Origin of the sequence: Streptomyces flavalbus (genome assembly GCF_042674625.1) — a bacterium.
In the GTDB taxonomy this organism is placed as follows: Bacteria; Actinomycetota; Actinomycetes; order Streptomycetales; family Streptomycetaceae; genus Streptomyces; species Streptomyces flavalbus.
The window spans coordinates 3443029-3460616 of the sequence record NZ_JBHTEB010000001.1 but is presented as its reverse complement, the minus strand read 5'-3'; the positions used below and the strand labels follow the sequence as shown (position 1 = coordinate 3460616).

Genomic DNA, 17588 nt, shown 5'->3' with positions numbered 1-17588 from the left:
CGAGGTAGACGGAGCCACCCGCCTTGATCATTCTGGACACGAACATCCTCAAGTCGACGTCGCTGCGGAGTCCCGCCGCCGACATGCTCCGCGCGATCCGGGCCGCGAAGGTGGAGCGGGTCGCGGCTCCTTAGATCGTCATGGAGGAAATCGCCGCGCAGCAGGTCCTCAGCTACCCGGCGAAACACGACGCGGCCTTGGAGGCAGTGGATAGCCTGCGCAAGGCCACCCCTTGGGCAGACATCGTGCGCCCTAAGAGCTCGTAACACGATCTTGGAGCGTCGCTCTCCCATGGGTGGCCCGATGGCTTCTTGGTGCTGCGGCTCAGGCTTCCGATACCTTGCGTGGCATGAGTGGCAGCTTCGACGTGGCCGAGGCTCTGGACGGCGGGCTTTCCGATCGGGAGCGGGCCTGGGCATTCATCCGCAGTTTTGCTGGTGCTTGGGGTGATCCGTTGACCGAGGGCGACGGCACGCCCGGGGCGGAACTGGCGCAGGCGGAGGCGGTTCTCGGCTGCTCGCTGCCGACTGCGCTGCACGAGCTCTATACGCTCGCCGGAGCCCGGACCGACCTGGTCGCCAACCAGGACCCCCTGCTGCCGCCTCACGAGATGTTCGTGCATGACGAGTGCGGTGGTGTCCTGGTATTCCGCAGCGAGAACCAGGGCTGCGCCTTCTGGGGCGTGCGCCTTACCGACCTTGACCAAGACGATCCCCCAGTGCTCGTCCAGGCGCGGCACGGCTGGGTGCCGTTCATGGGCCAGGTATCCGTGGCCTTCGTCGAGCTCGTACTGAGTGAGGCGCTGTTCGGCGGCGGGGGACGGCTGTACAACGCCTGCGAGCTCCCGGCAGACCTGCTTGATGCGGTGCCCGAACACTTTCAGCGGATCCAACTGCCGGACTACCCGATGTGGACCGGTCCGGAAGAGTTTCCCGTGCGTTGGTTCTCTGCCCCCGGCAAGCTGCTGCGCCAAGACGGCCTGGGCGTCCTCAGTTGGCTTCACGTCCGGGGCCGGACACGCGCCGATTTGGATGCGATCTGCGAGATCGTTCCTGGACGGTGGTCCCTGGGATACACCGAGTCACTCAGCTCCGAGCCGCCGCCCTTCTAATCTGCTGCGGGCCTTCTTGAGACGTCTCCAGCAAATGAGGCCGCAGGCAAGTGAGACGAGGGCGTCGTGCATGTCAAGGCGTCTTTCCCAGCGGACGGCCAGGCGCTTGAAGTGGTGCAGGAGCGAGAAGGTCTGCTCGACGACGTAGCGGAGCTTGCCCAGGCCCTTGATGTTTGGGGAGCCCTTACAGGAGATCACCGGCAAGATGCGCCGCCTGCGTAACTCACGCCGGTTGGGGTTGCTGTCGTAGCCCTTGTCGCCCAGAAGGGCGTCGGGGCGCCTGCGCGGACGGCCCGGCTTGCCGGCCACGGGTGGGATGCCGTCGACCAGGGCCAGGATCTGGGTGACGTCGTTGACGTTGGCCGCGGTGGTGACGACCTTGAACGGGGTGCCGTTACCGTCGCAGATCAGGTGATGTTTACTGCCCGTCTTCCCGCGGTCGACCGGTGACCGGCCGGTGGCCTCGCCCCCTTTTTCGCGCGGATGTGGGAGGCATCCACGCAGGTCCGCGTCCAGTCCAGGGCGTCGGCCGCGTGCAGCTCCGCTAGCAAGAGACGGTGCAACTGGTCGAAGACACCGGCCATGTGCCAACGGCACAGTCGACGCCAGCAGGTCTGGCCGGAGCCGAACCCCAACTCCACCGGCAGCAGTTGCCAGCTGACGTCGTTGTAGAGCACGTACAAGATGCCCTGCAGACATAGCCGGTCGTCCACCGGCTTCGGACCAGGCGCCTTCTCTGGCCAAGGCGGCAGCAGAGGCTCGATCAGCGCCCACAAGTCATCGTCCACGGTCCACGGCCGGTTCCCCACACGTCACGAACGGCGGAACCGTAGTACTGGTCACTGCCGGCCAGCACACATCCACAAGATCGTGTTACGAGCTCTAAGGGAAGGTAGCACGGCATTCTCGAAGAAACTGCTCGTGATGTGCCGGAATTCGATGAAAGGAACGCCACTCAGTCCCGGGGCGACTTCTGTAGAGGTTAAGAACCAACTCTTGCCACGCCGCCCCGCCGCAAGTTACAGCTAACTGTCATGGCAACCCGACCTATCGAAATGGGCCCCCGCCGGCCTCCATACCGCCCACGCCATCGAGCATGTGCGAACTGCGCGCGGCCTGACCCAGCACCAGCTCGCCGCTCACTGCACCGCACTGGGCCGCCCGATGACCAACACGGCCCTCAGCCGAACCGAACGCGCTCGCCGTCGCTGCGACATAGACGACCTCGTCGTCATCGCCACCGCGCTCGGCATCCCTGCCGCGACCCTGCTCCTGCCGTTTCCGTCGGTGCGCACCGGCGACCGGGAGGGGTGCTAGGGTCCGTCTTCAAACGGATCTTGCCCAGAGTAGGAGCGATGCGAGGGTGACCGCCGCTTCGTAGGAGGTGGCGGTCTTGTCGTATCGGGTGGCGATGCCGCGGAAGCCCTTGAGCCGGTTGAAGCAGCGCTCGATCACGTTGCGCCGCCGGTAGGTCTCCCGGTCGAACCCTGGCGGTCGGCCGCCTTGGCAACCGCGCCTCAGCCGGTGCCGTCGCTGGTCGGTTTTCTCCGGAATGGTGTGCGCAATGCCGCGTTTTCGCAGGTAGGCGCGGAAGCTGCGGGAGCTGTAAGCCTTGTCTGCGATGACCTGGTCGGGCCTGCACCGAGGCCGGCCCAGGCCGGTGCGGGGAACACGGATCCGTTCCAGCAGAGGGCGTGCACAGACACTGTCGTGGCGTTGGCCGGGCGTCACCAGGATCGCGAGCGGGCGGCCCTTGCCGTCGCAGGCGAGGTGGACTTTGGTGGTCAGTTGTCCAGGTACTTATGTGAGTGCACCACCGAGTACGAAGTTATGTGCACCACTGGTTAGGCCACGTCGGTCTCCCGCTCGATGGCCTGGAGGCGGTTCTTGAGCCGGTAGCTGTTGCCGTTGATCGAGACGACTTCGCAGTGGTGCAGGAGCCGGTCGAGGATCGCGGTGGCCAGGACCTCGTCGCCGAAGACCTGGCCCCATTCGCCGAAGGTCTTGTTCGAGGTCAGGATGATCGAGCCCTTCTCGTAACGCTTGGAGATGACCTGGAAGACCAGGTTCGCCTCGGCCCGTTCCAGCGGCTGGTAGCCCACCTCGTCCACCACGAGAACGGCGGGCCGGAGGTAGCTGGTGAGCTTGCTGATCAGACGGCCCTGGTCCTCGGCGGCCTTGAGGTGGCGGACCATGTCGTCAAGGCTGGTGAAGTAGATCGAGTAGCCGGCCCGGCAGGCCGCGACCGCCAAGGCGACGGCGATGTGCGTCTTGCCGACCCCGGGCGGTCCGAGCAGAGCGACGTTGGCCTTGTCCTCGACGAAGGAGAGGGTGGCCAGGTCCTTGACCTTGCGCGGGTCGAGGTCGGGCTGGAAGGAGAAGTCGTAGTCCTCCAGCGTCTTGTGGTGCGGCAGCTTCGACAGCCGCAGACCGTTGCGGAAGCGCCGGTCGTCGCGGACGGCGAGTTCCTCGGCCAGCACGAGGTCGAGGAAGTCGAGGTAGCCCATCTTGGCCTCGTCCGCCCGCTGGACGTACTGGTTCAGGGCCTCGGCCAGGTGCGGCAGGCCGAGCTTGGCGGCGGTGGTGCGGATGCGGGTGCTGGTCAGCTCGCTCAACGGGCTTCCTTGGTCGGGGTGGTGAAGGGACGGGTGCCGGTCAGCTCGTCATAGACCGACAGCGGGCGGCGGCCGACCTCGACGTTCGCGGCGGCGGCCCGGTTCAGCAGAGCCTGCAGCGGTCCGGCCTCCGCCTTCGGCGGCTGGCCGCGTCGGGGTGAGGGCAGAGCGTCGTCACCGGTGGTGACGCGGCGGCCTGCGCCGGTGGGAAGGCCGTCCCAGTGCGTCTCATCCACGATGCGGGCGCCCCGGCCAACGGCCCGCGGATGGATGGCCAGCAGGGTCTGGCCGCTTGCATCGGGAACGGTGGAATGGAGGCTGACTTGCGATTTCGTGGCCCGGATCTCGACTAGCTGGCGGGGGCGGACCTTGCGGGCGGGCACCGAGTAGAGGTTCGCGTCGAAGGCGACCAGGCAGTCCTTGCCGACATGCCGCAGGTGCCTTTGGGCGACCACGTAGGGGGCCGCCGGCAGCGGACGCAGGGCCATGTGGTCGCGCACGGCCCGGTGTCCGATGACCTCACCGTGGGTGCCGTGGACCTTCGCCCGCCGCAGCGGGACCCAGGCGGCGAAGGCGGCGTTGAGTTCCTCGATGGAGGAGAAGGCCCGCCCGGCCAGGACGTGGTCGCGGACGATGTTCACCTGCCGCTCGACCCGGCCCTTGCCCTGAGGCCGGTAGGCGGCCAGCACGTCGATGTCGAAGTCGTAGTGGCCGGCGAAGGCGACCGCCTCCGGGTGCAGCGGAACCGCCTCACCCGGGGCGACGTGCCGGCGCACGACCGTCTTGGTGCGGTCATAGACGATACTTATCGGCACCCCGCCGAAGTGCGCGAACGCGGCCCGATGGCAGTCGAAGAACGTGGCCAGGTCCTGGCTGGTGGTGAAACAGCAGAACGGGTCGCGCGAGTACGACAGCGTCATGTGGAAGGAATAGACCTTCGGGATGCCGACATGCGCGAGGATCTTGCCCTCGTCTCCCCAGTCGACCTGGGCCTGAGCACCGGGGACGACCTCGAAGCGCCGGTGCAGGCCCGCCAGCTCACCCGGGCTGATGCCCAGTTCCTCCGCGATCCGGGGCCGGGCTTCCTGCAGATAGAGCTTCACCCGCTGGTAGTTGATCGCGACCCCGTACTCCTGGGCCAGGCGGTCGTGGATCACCCTGCCCTTGAGCAGGATCTCCGACCTGAGCATCGCGTCGATCAGCGGCGCGACCTCATCCACCACCCGCCGAGGCCGCTGATCTGCTGTTTCTCTCTTCGGCGGCGCGACCGCCGCGGAGTCCTTCAGGTACTTGCTGACCGTCCGGCGGTTCAGCCCGGTCTCCTTCGCGATCTCCCGCAAGCTCATCGCACCGGACTCGTACAGCGGCCGGAACCGCCTCAACTCCAGCCAGCGATGTGGATCCAAAACCACCGTCAGCGGCCTCCCTGCCACCCCGAAACGACAGCAGCAGGCTCACGGCTGGCACCCCATCACCGCATCAAGAATGGTGCACTTTCATCCGTACGAGGTGGTGCACGTTCGCTTGTACGCCGACATCAGTCCGCCGCGGGATCGGCCGAGGGCGTGATCGTCCGGTTCGTCCTGCTGGTGCCGCCCCCTTTTCGGCCCGTGGCGGCGGCGTGCTGGTGAGCGCGGACGATGGTGGAGTCGATCTGGACCAGCCAGTCGATGTCGCCGGCCGCGTCCGCCTGGGCCTGGATCTGCTGCAGAGCCCGGGTGAACACCCCGTCCAGGGCGTAGCGGCGGAAGCGGGTGTAGACGGTCTTCCACGGCCCGTAGCGTTCCGGCAGGTCACGCCAGGAGATCCCGGTGCGGATCTTGTAGACCATCCCGTTGATGACCTGCCGGTCCTCCACTCGAGGCCGCCCCGTCGCGGCCCGGGGTATCAGCGGAGCGAGCAACTCCCACTCCCGGTCGGTGAGTTCATGACGACGTACCACAACACCATGATCTACCACCCAGATGATCTTTGAAGACAGCCCCTAGGCCGTTTCGTTTGGATCAGTCGGTCGTTGGTCCGGGTGTGCCGTTGACTGACGCGCAGTGGGCGCGGATCGAGCCGTTACTCCCGGACCGGACGCCGAGGCGGGGTGGCCGGTGGCGTGACCACCGTGAGGTGATCGACGCGATCGCCTTCAAGTTCCAGACCGGCACGCAGTGGGTCCACCTGCCGGAGAAGTACGGCAACTGGCGAGGCGTCTACAACCGGCTGCGGATGTGGGCCGTCGATGGCACCTGGGAGCGGGTGTTCACCGCGCTGATGGCGCAGGCTGACTCTGACGAGGACCTCAACTGGGCTGTCTCGGTGGACTCCACCATCGTGCGCGCTCACCAGCACGCGGCCGGGGCTCGCAAAAAGGGGCCCCGGTCGGCGAACCGGACGATCACGCCATCGGCCGGTCCCGCGGCGGACTGACCACGAAGATCCACCTGGTGGCCGACGGCCGCTGCCGACCCCTGGCGTTCGTCCTGACCGCAGGACAGGCCGGTGACGCACCCGCCTTCGAGCAGGTCATGGCCCGCCTGCGAGTGCCCCGGCAGCGTGGTCGGCCTCGCACCACTCCGGACGTCGTCCTGGCCGACAAGGCGTACTCCTCGCGTGCCATCCGCAAGCACCTGCGCAAGCGCGGAATCCGTGCGGTCATCCCCGTCCCGGCCGATCAGCAGGCACACCGCCTTCGACGCGGCAGCCGGGGCGGCAGGCCGCCCGCCTTCGACCGCGAGACCTACAAGCACCGCAACACCGTCGAGCGGTGCATCAACCGCCTCAAGCAGTGGCGCGGCATCGCCACCCGCTACGAGAAGACAGCCACGATCTACCTGGCCGGACTCCACATCGCAGGCATCTTTCTGTGGTCCGCACGGTGATCCAAACGAAAGTCCCTAGTTGGCGCGGGTCTGGATTGAGGACCGCATAGGGCATGCGACGTACGCACGGGCTGCGGCGGAAGCCAAGCGGGCGGGCCGTACGCCGCCAGGGCGGTACCGCGTGCGCTGGTACGACCCCGACGGCAGGCCGAAGATGAAGACCTTTGCCCGCAAGGTCGATGCCGAGGCGGAGCGGACGAGGATGGAGTCCCGTCTCAACGACGGCTCCTACCGCGATCCCGCAGCCGCACGCGTGAAGTTCGCGGAGGTGGCTGAGTCCTGGCTGGCGGCGCAGATTCATCTCAAGCGTTCGACCCGGGGGCGCTATCGCGGTGTTCTTGACGTCCACGTGATCCCCAAGTGGGGTACCACTCCGCTGGACCGCATCCACTTCGAGGACATCGCCGAATGGCTCGCGGACCTGCTGTCCGGCGAGGCGACCGGCGGCAGGAAGCTCAGCCCCCGCTCGGTCCGCAAGGCGTACGTCGTCCTCAGCCGCGTTCTCGGCTACGCGGTCAAGGCCCGTCGTCTGGCGGTCAACCCGGCTGTCGGTGTGCCCCTGCCGAAGGCGGCGCCGGCCGACCACGTGTACCTCGACGACATGCAGGTCGACGCGCTGGCCAACGCGTCAGGCGCTTACCGGGTGTTCATCCTGCTGCTGACCTACACCGGCCTGCGCTGGGGCGAGGCGTCCGCGCTGAAGGTCGGCCGCGTCGACCTCGACGCCTGCCGGGCCCACATCGTTGAGGCGTACGCCGAGGACAACGGCAAGCTCTACCTCGACACCCCCAAGAACCATGAGCGCCGGTCCGTACCCATCCCGCGGTTCCTGGCGGAGGAGTTGAAGCCGCACGTCCAGGGACGGGGAGATGAGGAGTTGCTCTTCACTGCCCCGCAGGGCGGACCGTTGCGGGCGCGGAACTTCCGCCAGAGGTTCTTCGCGCCGGCGGTCGTGAAGGCAGGGCTGGGGCACCTCAAGGTCACCCCGCACAAGCTGCGGCACACGGCGGCTTCCCTGGCCATCGCCAGCGGAGCGGACGTCAACGTCGTACAGACGATGCTGGGCCACAAGTCCGCGACCTTGACGTTGGACACGTATGGTCACCTCTTCCCGGACCGTCTGGACGAGGTCTCGAAGAAGATGCACAAGCGCCGGGCCAAGCAGTTGGCCAAGGCGAAGGCCAAGCTGGAGAAGGCGGAGCGGAAGGCTCGCGAGGCGGCCGAGGCGGTGGCTGCCCTGGAGGGCGATGCCGCGTGATGTGTGCCTAACCCGTGCCGGGGCGCCGTAGCCGAAGAGGGAACCCCGACGCGCTAATGCGGTGGGGTTCCCCTTTGCGTCTCCCTCGGATCAGATCAGTCGCGGTCGGCGGCCTTCCTCCCAGGCTCTGTCCATCGCAGCAGCGGCCGCATCCCCGGCCAACCGCTCGATCTCCTCGGGCACCTCCCGCTCGTCGAGGACGAAGAGCCTCCCGCCGACGAGGTGCGTGGTCGTCTTCCAGCCGAGACGCCGTCCCGCCTCCCTGGCGGCACGCCGGACGTCCTTGAGCTCGCCCATCTCCGCGAGATCGTCCGCGCCGAGGATCAGCTGCCCGTAGTAGCCCTCGTACTCCGGCTTCAGAGCGCCGCGCATCAGCGACTCAAGCCGCTCCACCAGCTTCTCGCACCGGCGCCGGGCCAGCTCGTCCTTCGCGGGCATATCGCACAGCTCCCCACCTCTGCCCGCAGCCCGTGTGTGCCATATGTGTGCTGCGAGTGCGAAGGCCCTCCCGTCCGATGGACGGAAGGGCCTCTGACCTGGCGTTTTGCTGTGCCCCCGGCAGGATTCGAACCTGCGACACCCGCTTTAGGAGAGCGGTGCTCTATCCCCTGAGCTACGAAGGCGGTGCCGCCCGTGCAGGCGGCGTCACAAGGTTAGCGGATCGGGGGTGGGGTGTGGGGGTCAGGGTGGGGGGAGGTGGGTGAAGCGGGCGGCGACGTGGAGGTCCGTTTCGATGGCTGAGGCGGTGGCGGCGAGGGGCGGGAGGATGTCTTCCAGGCACTCGGCGATGGTGCGGCGGGCCGCGTGGGTGGCGACGTTGATCGCGGCGATCGCTCGGCCGGTGCGGTCGCGGACGGGTACGGCGATGGAACGCAGGCCCTCCTCAAGTTCCTGGTCGACCAGGGCGTAACCCTGGGCTCGGGTCTCGGCGAGGGTCCGCCGCAAGGCCGTGACGTCGGTGATCGTGTGGGGGGTGAAGGGGAGGAGGGGGACCGTTGCCCACGCGCTGTCGTCCGGGGCGTCTGACAGGAGGACTCGGCCCATTGAGGTGGCGTATGCCGGGAGGCGGGTGCCGGTGGTGAGGTTGACGCTCATGACGCGGGTGGTGGCTACCCGGGCCGTGTACTGGATCTCCTTGGCGTCTGGGGTGAGGACCGCCAGGGAGGAGGACTCGTGGAGCGTCCCGGTCAGGGCCGTCAGGTGGGGGGTCGCGATGTCCGCCAGGGACGTGCGGGAGAGGGGTGGGAAGCCCAGGGAGAGGACGCGCGGGGTGAGGGTGAACGTGCGGTGGGGGGTCTGGGTCGCCAGGCCCAGGTGTTCGTAGGTGATCAGGGCGCGGCGGGCCGTCGCGCGGGCCAGGCCCGTTGCCCTCGCGACCTCCGTCAGGGTCAGCTCGGCGCGGCCCTCGTCGAAGGCGGTGAGTACGGTCAGGCCCCTGGCGAGGGACTCGATGAACTCCCGGCCCAGTTGCTGCTTCGAGGCGCCCGTCCAGAGGGCCAGGTCGGAGGGGGGTGGGCCCGGTTCCGGGGTGGGGGCCGTGGCCAGGTCCTCCTCCATCGCCGCGACCGCCTCCCGTAGGCGGGGGAGCAGGGTTTCCCTCAAGTTCTGTGCCGAGTGGCGGCTCGTGTGGCTGACGATGCTCGCCACGCACGCGATCCTGGAGGTCGCGGGGTTCCGTACGGGGACGGCCACCGCCACCAGGCCCGGTTCGATCAACTGGTCGTCCAGGACGTGGTCGTCCTGGCGCGCCACCTCCGTGCGGGCGGTGAAGTCGTCGGGGGGAGGGGGCTCCCAGGGCTCCCCAGGGGTGGGAACGTGGCCTCCGTCGGGTTCGCGGCGCGGCGGGTTCGCCAGGTGTGCCAGTCGGCCGCCGACCACTCCGTCGCGAACAGGGGGCCCGGAGCCGTGCGTTCCGCCGGGAGCAGGTCGCCGATGCGGAAGCTGAGGGACATCGCCCGGCGTCGGGTGGCCTGGTGGATGAAGCGGATGCCGTCGCGGTCGCCGACCGCCAGCGACACCGACTCGTCCAGTTCGTCGGCGAGGGCGTCGGCGCGGGCGCCGAGCAGGGTGGGGAGGCGGAGAGCGGCCAGGTAGGCGTTGCCCAGTTCCATCAGGCGGGGGGCCAGCGTGACGTCGCGGCCGTCCTGGCGGACGTAGTCCATGCGGGCCAGGGTCGCGGTGATGCGGTCCACCGTGGAGCGGGCGAGGCCCGTCGCGCGCTCCAGCTCGCTGGGGGTGAGCGTGCCGTCGGCCTCGGTGAGGCGTCGCAGTACGGCGATCCCGCGCATGAGTGGGGTCACCGCCTCCGCCGGAACGACGGGCTGGGGCGCGGCCCCAGTGGCCTCGGGCTCCTGCGTCGTGGTGTGGGCGGGCATCGGGTGGTCGTCTCCGGTACGGCGGTCGTGGCAGGGCCAACCGTAATGCGCCCCACCTGAATGCGCCCTGACGGAAGGCGCCCCGGCGGAGGGCCGTGGCTCGCTGCCCCACCTGAACGCGCCCTGGCGGAGGGCCGTGGCTCGCTGCCCCACCTGAACGTGCCCCGGCGGAAGCCCGCCGCCCCGCCGCCCCGCCTACCGTCTCGTCACCCGCACCACAAGGTTCCCCGACGCGTCCGCCGCCGTCACCTCCACGCGGATGCCGTGCCGTCGGTCCTTGAACGTCTCGCCGGGGGTGAACGCGGCGTCGGAGAGTTCCGCGTGGACGTTGGGGGAGCGGGTGCAGCCGCCGCTGTCACGGCGGGAGTCGTGCACCGTGATCGGGCCCCGGCCGGTGTCCACCTCCGCGTCGACCCGGTAGACCAGTACGCCCGGACGGCACACCGCCTCGTCGTTGCCGCCGCGGGTGCGCAGTTCGAGGGCGTACCCGGTGCTGTCGTCCACCGGTATGAAGACCAGCTTGGGGCCGCCCGCGCGGGACAGCGGCGTCAGCAGGTGCTCCGTCGTGCCGGGGAGGGACGCGCAGGCGACCTGGTGGGCGTCCAGCCAGCCCAGTTTCCACTTGTGCCAGCCGAGCAGGTCGTTGTTGGCGCCCCAGTCCTCGCTCATGATGTCCCAGTGGCCGACCGCGCCCCCGCCCTCCTGCGTGTAGAGGTCGGGCAGGCCGAAGACGTGGCCGTTCTCGTGCGGCAGGACGCGGTAGCCGGTCCTGGCGTAGGAGCCGGAGCCGTCGTCCTGGCGGGAGTAGACGAAGGAGGCGTTGGCCACCGGGACGCCGTCCGCCGTCGGCGCCTCCGCGTTGCCCGCGAAGGTGACGGAGAGGACCGTGTCCAGGGCGGAGGGGCCCGCGTTCGGGGTGACCAGGACGTTCAGGAGGTCGTACGCCCGGAAGTCGACCTCGGGGTCGGCGGCGGCCACGATGTCCTCGACCAGCTTCCGGTAGCCGGGGTCGAAGGGCGCGCCGCGTTCTATGCCGTACGCCCGGAACGGCTTCGGCATCCGCAGCCAGCCGCGGATCGGGGTCTCGGGGCGGTAGTCGAGGCGGCCGTAGGAGCTGGTGCGGAACCACTTGCGGGTCTGCGGGAAGAACTCCCGGAAGCGGGCCCGCGCGCTGCCCTTCCCGGGCGCGTCCGAGAAGTCGATCATCAGGGTGAGGGCGCGTACGGTGCCGGTGGAGCGGGTGTAGCCGGTGGAGGTCGGGACGCCCTCCGACATCTGCACCTCCAGACCGCCGCTGATCATGCAGGGGCCCAGCGCGGCGGAGTGGGCCGCGGACATCGGGCGGGGACCGGCCGCCGTCATGTCGCCCGGCAGCAGGTGTCCCGTGCCCGCCGAGGTGCTGACCGCCAGGGTGAGGGCCGCCACCGCCGTGAGCGCGCCCGCCCGCCGGGCGCGTATCCGACGGCTGCGCGGCAGCGGCTGCATGTGGGCACCTTCCGCTCCAGGCAGCCACCGGTCTCCGGCTGCACCCTCTTGATCACCCTCCGCCGAGGCGGGCGCGGGCGCTCGTTGGGGGAGACCGATCGTGGGAACCGGGGAAGAGCGCGGCTCTAGTGGTGCGCTAGGCGGGTGCGAGTGGCGTGCGAGGAGCGCGCGACTGACATGCGAGTGGTGTGCGAGTCGCGTGCTAGTCGGCTGTGATACAGGTCACGCCGATTCTTGCCCCCCGGGTGAAATAACCGGGGACCCGTTCCCCGTTTGAACCTGCGTCCGGGTCGAAACGGGGAGTGCCTCCCCGGATTGCCCGAGACCACCAGTCCGACACGATCAGTCAGCCCTCCGAAGGAGCACACCGTGCAGACCGCGCCCCCCGTGCGACGCAGGACGACCCGGCCGCGCGCCGACGCTCTGCGGAACCGGGAGCGGATCGTCACCGCCGCCCGTGAGATGTTCGTCGAACACGGCCCTGACGTGCCGCTCGACGAGATCGCCCGCCGCGCCGGTGTCGGCAACGCGACGGTTTACCGGAACTTCCCCGACCGTGACGCCCTCGTACGCGAGGTCGTCTGTTCGGTGATGGACCGTACGGCGCGGGCGGCCGAGGAGGCGATCGCCGAGGGCGGTGACGCGTTCTCCGCGCTGGAGCGCTTCGTGCACACCGCCGCCGAGGAGCGGATCAGCGCGCTGTGCCCGATGATCTCCAGCACCTTCGACCAGCACCACCCCGACCTGGAATCGGCCCGGCTACGGGTCGAGCGACTCGTCGCGGACGTCATGGACCGCGCCAAGGAGGCCGGTCAGCTCCGCGTCGACGTGGGCGTCGGCGATCTGATGATCGTCATCGCCCAGCTCAGCCGCCCTCCGGCCGGGCTCGAATGCCTCAGCGTGGACCGCTACGTCCACCGCCATCTCCAGTTGTTCCTGGACGGTCTGCGGGCCCCGGCCCGCTCCGAGGACCTGCCGGGAGCCTCCGTGACCTTGGAGGACCTGCGGAAGTCCTGAGTCCGATCGAACGCTGAGCGCCGGGCGGCGATGAGTTCCCGCCCACCCGGCAGTCCTCATCTTCGAACCTTCGAAGCTCAGCCCGACCAATCACCGAATCGCCACCGAATCAACGTCCCTCACCACCACCAGCACCACCAAGCACCGACATTTCCGTCACGAAGTCCCGAAGTGGGTACCCCCATGTCTGAAACAGTCCGAAGCACCCCGGGTGCTTCCGGCGCTCCCGGCGCCTCCGCCGCCCCGGCCCCCGAGCCGGGTCGCTGGAAGGCGCTGGTCTTCATCGCGCTCGCCCAGTTGATGGTCGTCCTCGACGCGACCATCGTGAACATCGCGCTGCCCTCCGCCCAGCAGGACCTGGGCATATCCGACGGCAACCGGCAGTGGGTCGTCACGGCCTACGCGCTCGCCTTCGGTGGTCTGCTGCTGTTCGGCGGCCGGATCGCCGACCTGTGGGGCCGCAAGCGCACGTTCGTCCTCGGCCTGGTCGGCTTCGCCGCGGCCTCCGCGCTCGGCGGTGCCGCCACCAACGGCGCGATGATGTTCGGCTCGCGCGCCCTCCAGGGCGTGTTCGGCGCGCTGCTCGCGCCCGCCGCGCTGTCGCTGCTCGCCGTGATGTTCACCGACGCCAAGGAGCGCGCCAAGGCGTTCGGCATCTACGGTGCGATCGCCGGTGGCGGTGGCGCCGTCGGTCTGATCCTCGGCGGTTTCCTCACCGAGTACCTGAACTGGCGCTGGACGTTCTTCGTCAACATCCCGTTCGCCGTGGTCGCCGCGGCCGGTGCCTACCTGGTCGTCCGGGAGCCCAGTGGCGGCCGTAACCGCTCCCCGCTCGACATCCCCGGCGTGGTCCTGTCCACCCTCGGCCTGGTCTCGCTGGTCTACGGCTTCACGCGCGCCGAGTCCGACGGCTGGAGCGACGCGGTGACCGTCACCATGTTCGTCGCGTCGGCCGTGCTGCTCACCGCGTTCGTCGTGGTCGAGGCCCGGGTCAAGGCCCCGCTGCTGCCGCTGCGCGTGGTGACCGAGCGCAACCGCGGTGGGATCTACCTCTCGCTGGGCCTGGCGATCATCGCCATGTTCGGTCTGTTCCTGTTCCTCACCTACTACCTCCAGATCGTCAAGGGCTACTCGCCGGTGAAGACCGGCTTCGCCTTCCTGCCGATGATCGTGGGCATGATCACCGGGTCCACCCAGATCGGCACCCGGCTGATGACCCGGGTCGCGCCGCGCCTGCTGATGGGCCCGGGCTTCCTGGTCGCCGCCCTCGGCATGTTGCTGCTGACCCAGTTGGAGATCGACTCCTCCTACGCCGCCCTGCTGCTGCCCGCGATGCTGCTGCTCGGCCTCGGCATGGGTACGGCGTTCATGCCCGCGATGTCGCTGGCCACCCAGGGCGTCGAGCCCCGGGACGCCGGTGTCGCCTCCGCGATGGTCAACACCTCGCAGCAGGTCGGCGGCGCGATCGGCACGGCCCTGCTGAACACGATCGCCGCCTCCGCGACGACCGCGTACATCGAGGACCACCTCGGCTCCGCCGGTACCCGCGCCCAGGCGCAGCTCGTGCAGCTCCAGGGCCAGGTCGAGGGCTACACCAGCGCCATCTGGTTCGCCGTCGGCATCCTGGTCGTCGCCGCGACGATCGCGCTGACCCTCGTCAACGCGGGCAAGCCCAACATGGGCGCCGCGGCCGGGTCCGGCGTCGGTGCCGAGGACGCTGAGGGCGCAGCCGCCATACCGGTGGTCGCGCACTAACCGCGCCGCCCCTTCGGGTTCGTTCGCACCACCCGTACGTACGGGGAAGGGGACGCCCCGTCCGTACGGTCCCCAGCGGGCCTGCCCTGGACCGCGCCGAGCGTCTGACTCAGCGCAGCCAGGGCAGGTCCGCTCCCGCTTCCCGGGGCTGGAGTCCCTCGGCGACGATCTCCATGATCTCGCCGAGGGACTTCTGCTGTTCCGGGGAGAGGCGGTCGAACAGCGCCTGGCGTACGGCGGCCACATGGCCCGGCGCGGTGCGCCGCAGCACGTCGTAGCCCTGGTCGGTCAGTACGGCGAGCTGGCCCCGCTTGTCCGAGGGGCAGTCCTCGCGGCGGACCCAGCCGCTCTTCTCCAGCCGGGCGACGGCGTGCGAGAGCCGGGAGCGGGTGATCTTCGCCCGCCTGGCCAGCTCCGTCATGCGCAGCTGGCGGTCCGGGGCCTCGGCGAGCTGGACGAGCAGCCCGTAGTACACGTGCGGCATCCCCGCGTCCCGCTGGAGCTGACGGTCGAGGTGGTCCTCCAGGAGGGTCGCCGCGTTCAGGTACGAGCGCCAGACGCGCTGCTCCTCCGCGGTGAGCCACACGGGGTCGTCGGGCGGCGGGGTCGTGGGGGCCGTGTTCATGGGTCCACTGTACGAGCGGGCTTCTTGAAAGTTAAACAAGTGGGTCGTATCGTGATGACGTCAAGTGCTTGAGATTTGAAGCAATCGGATGCCCAGGTGCCGAGTAGCCGGGCAAGCAAGGAGTCGTCGTCATGGCTGCCGCAGCCGTCGAGCGTATGCCCGCCCTCTACCTCAGCCACGGCGCCCCGCCCCTCGCGGACGACCCCGTCTGGCCCGGCCAGCTCGCCGCCTGGGCCGCCGGACTGCCGCGGCCCACGGCCGTCCTGATGGTCTCCGCGCACTGGGAGGAGGCCCCGCTCGCCATCGGCGCCACCGAGACCGTCCCCCTCGTCTACGACTTCTGGGGCTTCCCCGAGCACTACTACCGCGTGCGGTACGGCGCCCCCGGCGCCCCCGGGCTGGCCGAGTCCGTACGGAAGCTGCTGCGCGCCCCGGGCACGCCCGTGCAGGACATCCCCGACCGTGGCCTCGACCACGGCGCCTACGTCCCGCTCGTCGAGATGTACCCGGACGCCGACATCCCGGTCCTCCAGATCTCCCTGCCGACCCTGGACCCGGTGCGGCTGATGGAGATCGGGCGCAAGCTCGCGCCGCTGCGCGACGAGGGCGTACTGATCGTCGGCTCCGGCTTCTTCACCCACAACCTCGCCGCCCTGCGGCACACCGGCGGGGGAGTGCCGCGCTGGTCGGCCGAGTTCGACGACTGGGGGCGCCGGGCGCTGGAGACCCGGGACGTCGACGCCCTGCTCGACTTCGGGCACAAGTCGCCCGCCGGGCGGCTCGCCCACCCGCGCACCGAGCACTTCGCCCCGCTCTTCGTGACCATGGGCGCGGCCGAGGCCGCCGGGGACCTCGGGGAACAGGAGTCGGTGATCGACGGGTTCTGGATGGGGCTGGCCAAGCGGTCGGTGCAGTTCGGGTGACCGGGCGGGGCGCGTGGCCGCTTGCCCGTCGCGTGGTCGCCGCCTGGCTGCGGCCTGGCCGCGGCTTGGTCGCCGCCTGGCCGCCGCTTGGTCGCCGCGGCAACTTTCGCGCGGCACCGTTCGTCTAGAGGGGTGAGGGTCACCAACGGCGGTGCTCCTCGGGGGTGAGGACCGCGGTACCGAGTGTGATGGGCCGGTGTGACGGCCATCTCACGCACGGAGGGCCGGAGAGGCTCGCCAGGGCCCTCGGATCGCTCTCGATCCGGGTGCTGAGCTGGGCCTCCGTACGGTTCGGCGGTCGCCGGTCACCCTTGGGCGCCCGGTGCAGCCCGACAGGGTACTGCATGATCAGAAAATTCGAGGGGTGGGTTGGGAATTCTGTCCTGATTCCAGTCGTTGTTTCCATCGGATGCCGGGCACCCGGAGAGAGTGCCGAGAGCCCCAGGTGTCCCTAGGAACACCCGCTGACCTCACCATCGCAAGGGAGCACGCATGGCAACCCGTGCCGTCGCCCGTCGTACGTCCGCCAGTGGCGAGACCTCCGGCGCGGCAAGCAGTGTTCGCGGCCACGGCGGCGAGATCGCCGACCGCGATCTGGTCGGCATGTACCTCGACGAGATCGCGCGGACCCCGCTGCTCGACGCCGCCAAGGAGGTCGAGCTGTCCCAGACGATCGAGGCGGGTGTGTTCGCCCAGCAGGTCCTCGACGGGTACGAGGAGTCGAAGACCGACGCCAGCCGCGAGGAGCTGGAAGCCCTGGTCGCCGAGGGGGAGCGGGCCAAGGACGTCTTCATACGCTCCAACCTCCGCCTGGTCGTCGCCGTCGCCCGTCGCTACCCGCGCAGCGGCCTGCCCCTGCTCGACCTGATCCAGGAGGGCAACGCGGGCCTGGTGCGCGCCGTCGAGAAGTTCGACTACCGCAAGGGCTTCAAGTTCTCCACGTACGCGACGTGGTGGATCCGCCAGGCCATCACCCGCTCCATAGCCGACCAGTCGCGCACCATCCGGCTCCCCGTCCACCTGGTGGAGGAGCTGGGCCGGATCCGGCGCGTGCAGCGCGAGTTCAACCGTGAGCACGGCCGGGAGCCGGAGCCCACGGAGATCGCGGCCGAGCTGGGCTCCACGCCGGAGCGCGTCACCGACGTGCTCGACTGGGCCCGTGACCCGGTCTCCCTGAACATGTCGGTCGACGACGAGGGCGAGACGCAGTTCGGTGACCTCCTGGAGGACACCTCCGCCGTGTCGCCGGAGCAGTCGGTGCTGACGCTGCTGCGCAGCGAGGAGCTGGACGACCTGATCGGCCGCCTCGACCAGCGCACGGCCTCGATCATCAAGATGCGCTACGGCATCGAGGACGGCCGCGAGCGCACCCTGACCGAGGTCGGCAAGGAGCACGGCCTGACCCGTGAGCGCATCCGCCAGATCGAGAAGCACGCGCTGATCGAGCTGAAGAAGCTGGCCCGCCAGACCGGCTTCGACGCGGCGGCGTGAGACCGCCCCGGTCGACGACCGGGGGCGCCCCGAGGGCGTCTGGACTGTGACACGAGTGGCTGA

The 17588-nt window shown here is 69.5% G+C and carries 15 protein-coding genes, 1 tRNA gene and 2 pseudogenes; 8 read left to right on the top strand and 10 right to left on the bottom strand.

Annotation, left to right across the window (positions count from 1 at the left end; all coding sequences use genetic code 11):
• Nucleotides 1-349: 349 nt before the first annotated feature.
• On the top strand, nt 350-1111 hold the full coding sequence (locus ACFQZ6_RS15405; protein ID WP_381608924.1) for an SMI1/KNR4 family protein: 762 nt from the start codon (nt 350-352) through the stop codon (nt 1109-1111).
• Here the strand turns inward: ACFQZ6_RS15405 and ACFQZ6_RS15400 are convergent.
• A protein-coding gene (locus ACFQZ6_RS15400) for an IS5 family transposase (protein ID WP_381608921.1) occupies nt 1082-1920 on the bottom strand; the annotation gives its coding sequence in 2 pieces (ribosomal slippage) (nt 1082-1600 and nt 1603-1920; 837 coding nt in all). The genes ACFQZ6_RS15405 and ACFQZ6_RS15400 overlap by 30 nt on opposite strands.
• A 289-nt stretch (nt 1921-2209) precedes the next feature.
• Between ACFQZ6_RS15400 and ACFQZ6_RS15395 the strand changes: the two genes are divergently transcribed.
• Nucleotides 2210-2428 (top strand): helix-turn-helix domain-containing protein, encoded by a 219-nt coding sequence (locus ACFQZ6_RS15395; protein WP_381608917.1) that lies wholly within the window; start codon nt 2210-2212, stop codon nt 2426-2428.
• A 9-nt stretch (nt 2429-2437) separates the two neighbouring features.
• Here ACFQZ6_RS15395 and ACFQZ6_RS15390 read toward each other — a convergent pair.
• The 4 genes and pseudogenes from ACFQZ6_RS15390 to ACFQZ6_RS15375 all read right to left on the bottom strand — a co-directional run.
• A pseudogene (locus tag ACFQZ6_RS15390) lies at nt 2438-2905 on the bottom strand (IS5 family transposase); the annotation flags it as partial.
• Between the two features lie 50 nt (nt 2906-2955).
• Nucleotides 2956-3726: an IS21-like element helper ATPase IstB gene (istB, locus tag ACFQZ6_RS15385; RefSeq protein ID WP_381604214.1), complete on the bottom strand. Its 771-nt coding sequence runs from the start codon at nt 3724-3726 to the stop codon at nt 2956-2958.
• Nucleotides 3723-5072 (bottom strand): IS21 family transposase, encoded by a 1350-nt coding sequence (gene istA, locus ACFQZ6_RS15380; protein WP_449334067.1) that lies wholly within the window; start codon nt 5070-5072, stop codon nt 3723-3725. Before istA ends, istB begins: the two co-directional genes overlap by 4 nt.
• Before the next feature lie 191 nt (nt 5073-5263).
• Entirely contained in the window at nt 5264-5668 is a 405-nt protein-coding gene (locus ACFQZ6_RS15375; RefSeq protein ID WP_381608915.1) for an IS5 family transposase, read from the bottom strand.
• Between the two features lie 56 nt (nt 5669-5724).
• Between ACFQZ6_RS15375 and ACFQZ6_RS15370 the strand changes: the two genes are divergently transcribed.
• Together ACFQZ6_RS15370 and ACFQZ6_RS15365 are read left to right on the top strand one after the other, a co-directional pair.
• Nucleotides 5725-6596, top strand: a protein-coding gene (locus ACFQZ6_RS15370; protein ID WP_381608912.1) for an IS5 family transposase whose coding sequence is annotated in 2 segments (ribosomal slippage) — nt 5725-6108 and nt 6111-6596 — 870 coding nt in all. Because the reading frame shifts where the segments join, the coding sequence is not laid out codon by codon here.
• A 121-nt stretch (nt 6597-6717) separates the two neighbouring features.
• Nucleotides 6718-7854 (top strand): tyrosine-type recombinase/integrase, encoded by a 1137-nt coding sequence (locus ACFQZ6_RS15365; RefSeq protein WP_381608910.1) that lies wholly within the window; start codon nt 6718-6720, stop codon nt 7852-7854.
• A 90-nt stretch (nt 7855-7944) separates the two neighbouring features.
• On the opposite strand, the gene ACFQZ6_RS15360 is transcribed toward ACFQZ6_RS15365, so the two are convergent.
• The 4 genes and pseudogenes from ACFQZ6_RS15360 to ACFQZ6_RS15345 all read right to left on the bottom strand — a co-directional run bounded on the left by ACFQZ6_RS15360 (nt 7945) and on the right by ACFQZ6_RS15345 (nt 11714).
• Nucleotides 7945-8292, bottom strand: a complete 348-nt coding sequence (locus tag ACFQZ6_RS15360) for a hypothetical protein (RefSeq protein WP_381608907.1) — start codon at nt 8290-8292, stop codon at nt 7945-7947.
• A 112-nt stretch (nt 8293-8404) separates the two neighbouring features.
• Nucleotides 8405-8477, bottom strand: a tRNA-Arg gene (locus ACFQZ6_RS15355).
• A 58-nt stretch (nt 8478-8535) separates the two neighbouring features.
• Nucleotides 8536-10229 (bottom strand): annotated as a pseudogene (locus ACFQZ6_RS15350) (IclR family transcriptional regulator domain-containing protein).
• 195 nt (nt 10230-10424) lie between these two features.
• Complete coding sequence (locus tag ACFQZ6_RS15345) at nt 10425-11714, bottom strand: M6 family metalloprotease domain-containing protein (RefSeq protein ID WP_381608905.1); 1290 nt, start codon at nt 11712-11714, stop codon at nt 10425-10427.
• Between the two features lie 369 nt (nt 11715-12083).
• Here ACFQZ6_RS15345 and ACFQZ6_RS15340 point away from each other — a divergent pair, with 369 nt between their 5' ends.
• Both ACFQZ6_RS15340 and ACFQZ6_RS15335 read left to right on the top strand, forming a co-directional pair.
• Nucleotides 12084-12731 (top strand): TetR/AcrR family transcriptional regulator, encoded by a 648-nt coding sequence (locus ACFQZ6_RS15340; RefSeq protein ID WP_381608903.1) that lies wholly within the window; start codon nt 12084-12086, stop codon nt 12729-12731.
• Between the two features lie 183 nt (nt 12732-12914).
• Nucleotides 12915-14486: an MFS transporter gene (locus ACFQZ6_RS15335; RefSeq protein WP_381608900.1), complete on the top strand. Its 1572-nt coding sequence runs from the start codon at nt 12915-12917 to the stop codon at nt 14484-14486.
• A gap of 109 nt (nt 14487-14595) precedes the next feature.
• Here ACFQZ6_RS15335 and ACFQZ6_RS15330 read toward each other — a convergent pair whose 3' ends face one another.
• Nucleotides 14596-15111, bottom strand: coding sequence for a MarR family winged helix-turn-helix transcriptional regulator (locus ACFQZ6_RS15330; RefSeq protein ID WP_381608897.1), 516 nt, complete (start codon nt 15109-15111; stop codon nt 14596-14598).
• A gap of 131 nt (nt 15112-15242) precedes the next feature.
• On the opposite strand from ACFQZ6_RS15330, the gene ACFQZ6_RS15325 reads away from it, so the two are divergent.
• Complete coding sequence (locus ACFQZ6_RS15325) at nt 15243-16034, top strand: dioxygenase family protein (protein ID WP_381608894.1); 792 nt, start codon at nt 15243-15245, stop codon at nt 16032-16034.
• Nucleotides 16035-16526: 492 nt separating this feature from the next.
• A complete protein-coding gene (locus ACFQZ6_RS15320; protein ID WP_381608891.1) occupies nt 16527-17525 on the top strand; it encodes a sigma-70 family RNA polymerase sigma factor in 999 nt (332 codons plus the stop codon).
• Nucleotides 17526-17588 lie beyond the last annotated feature (63 nt).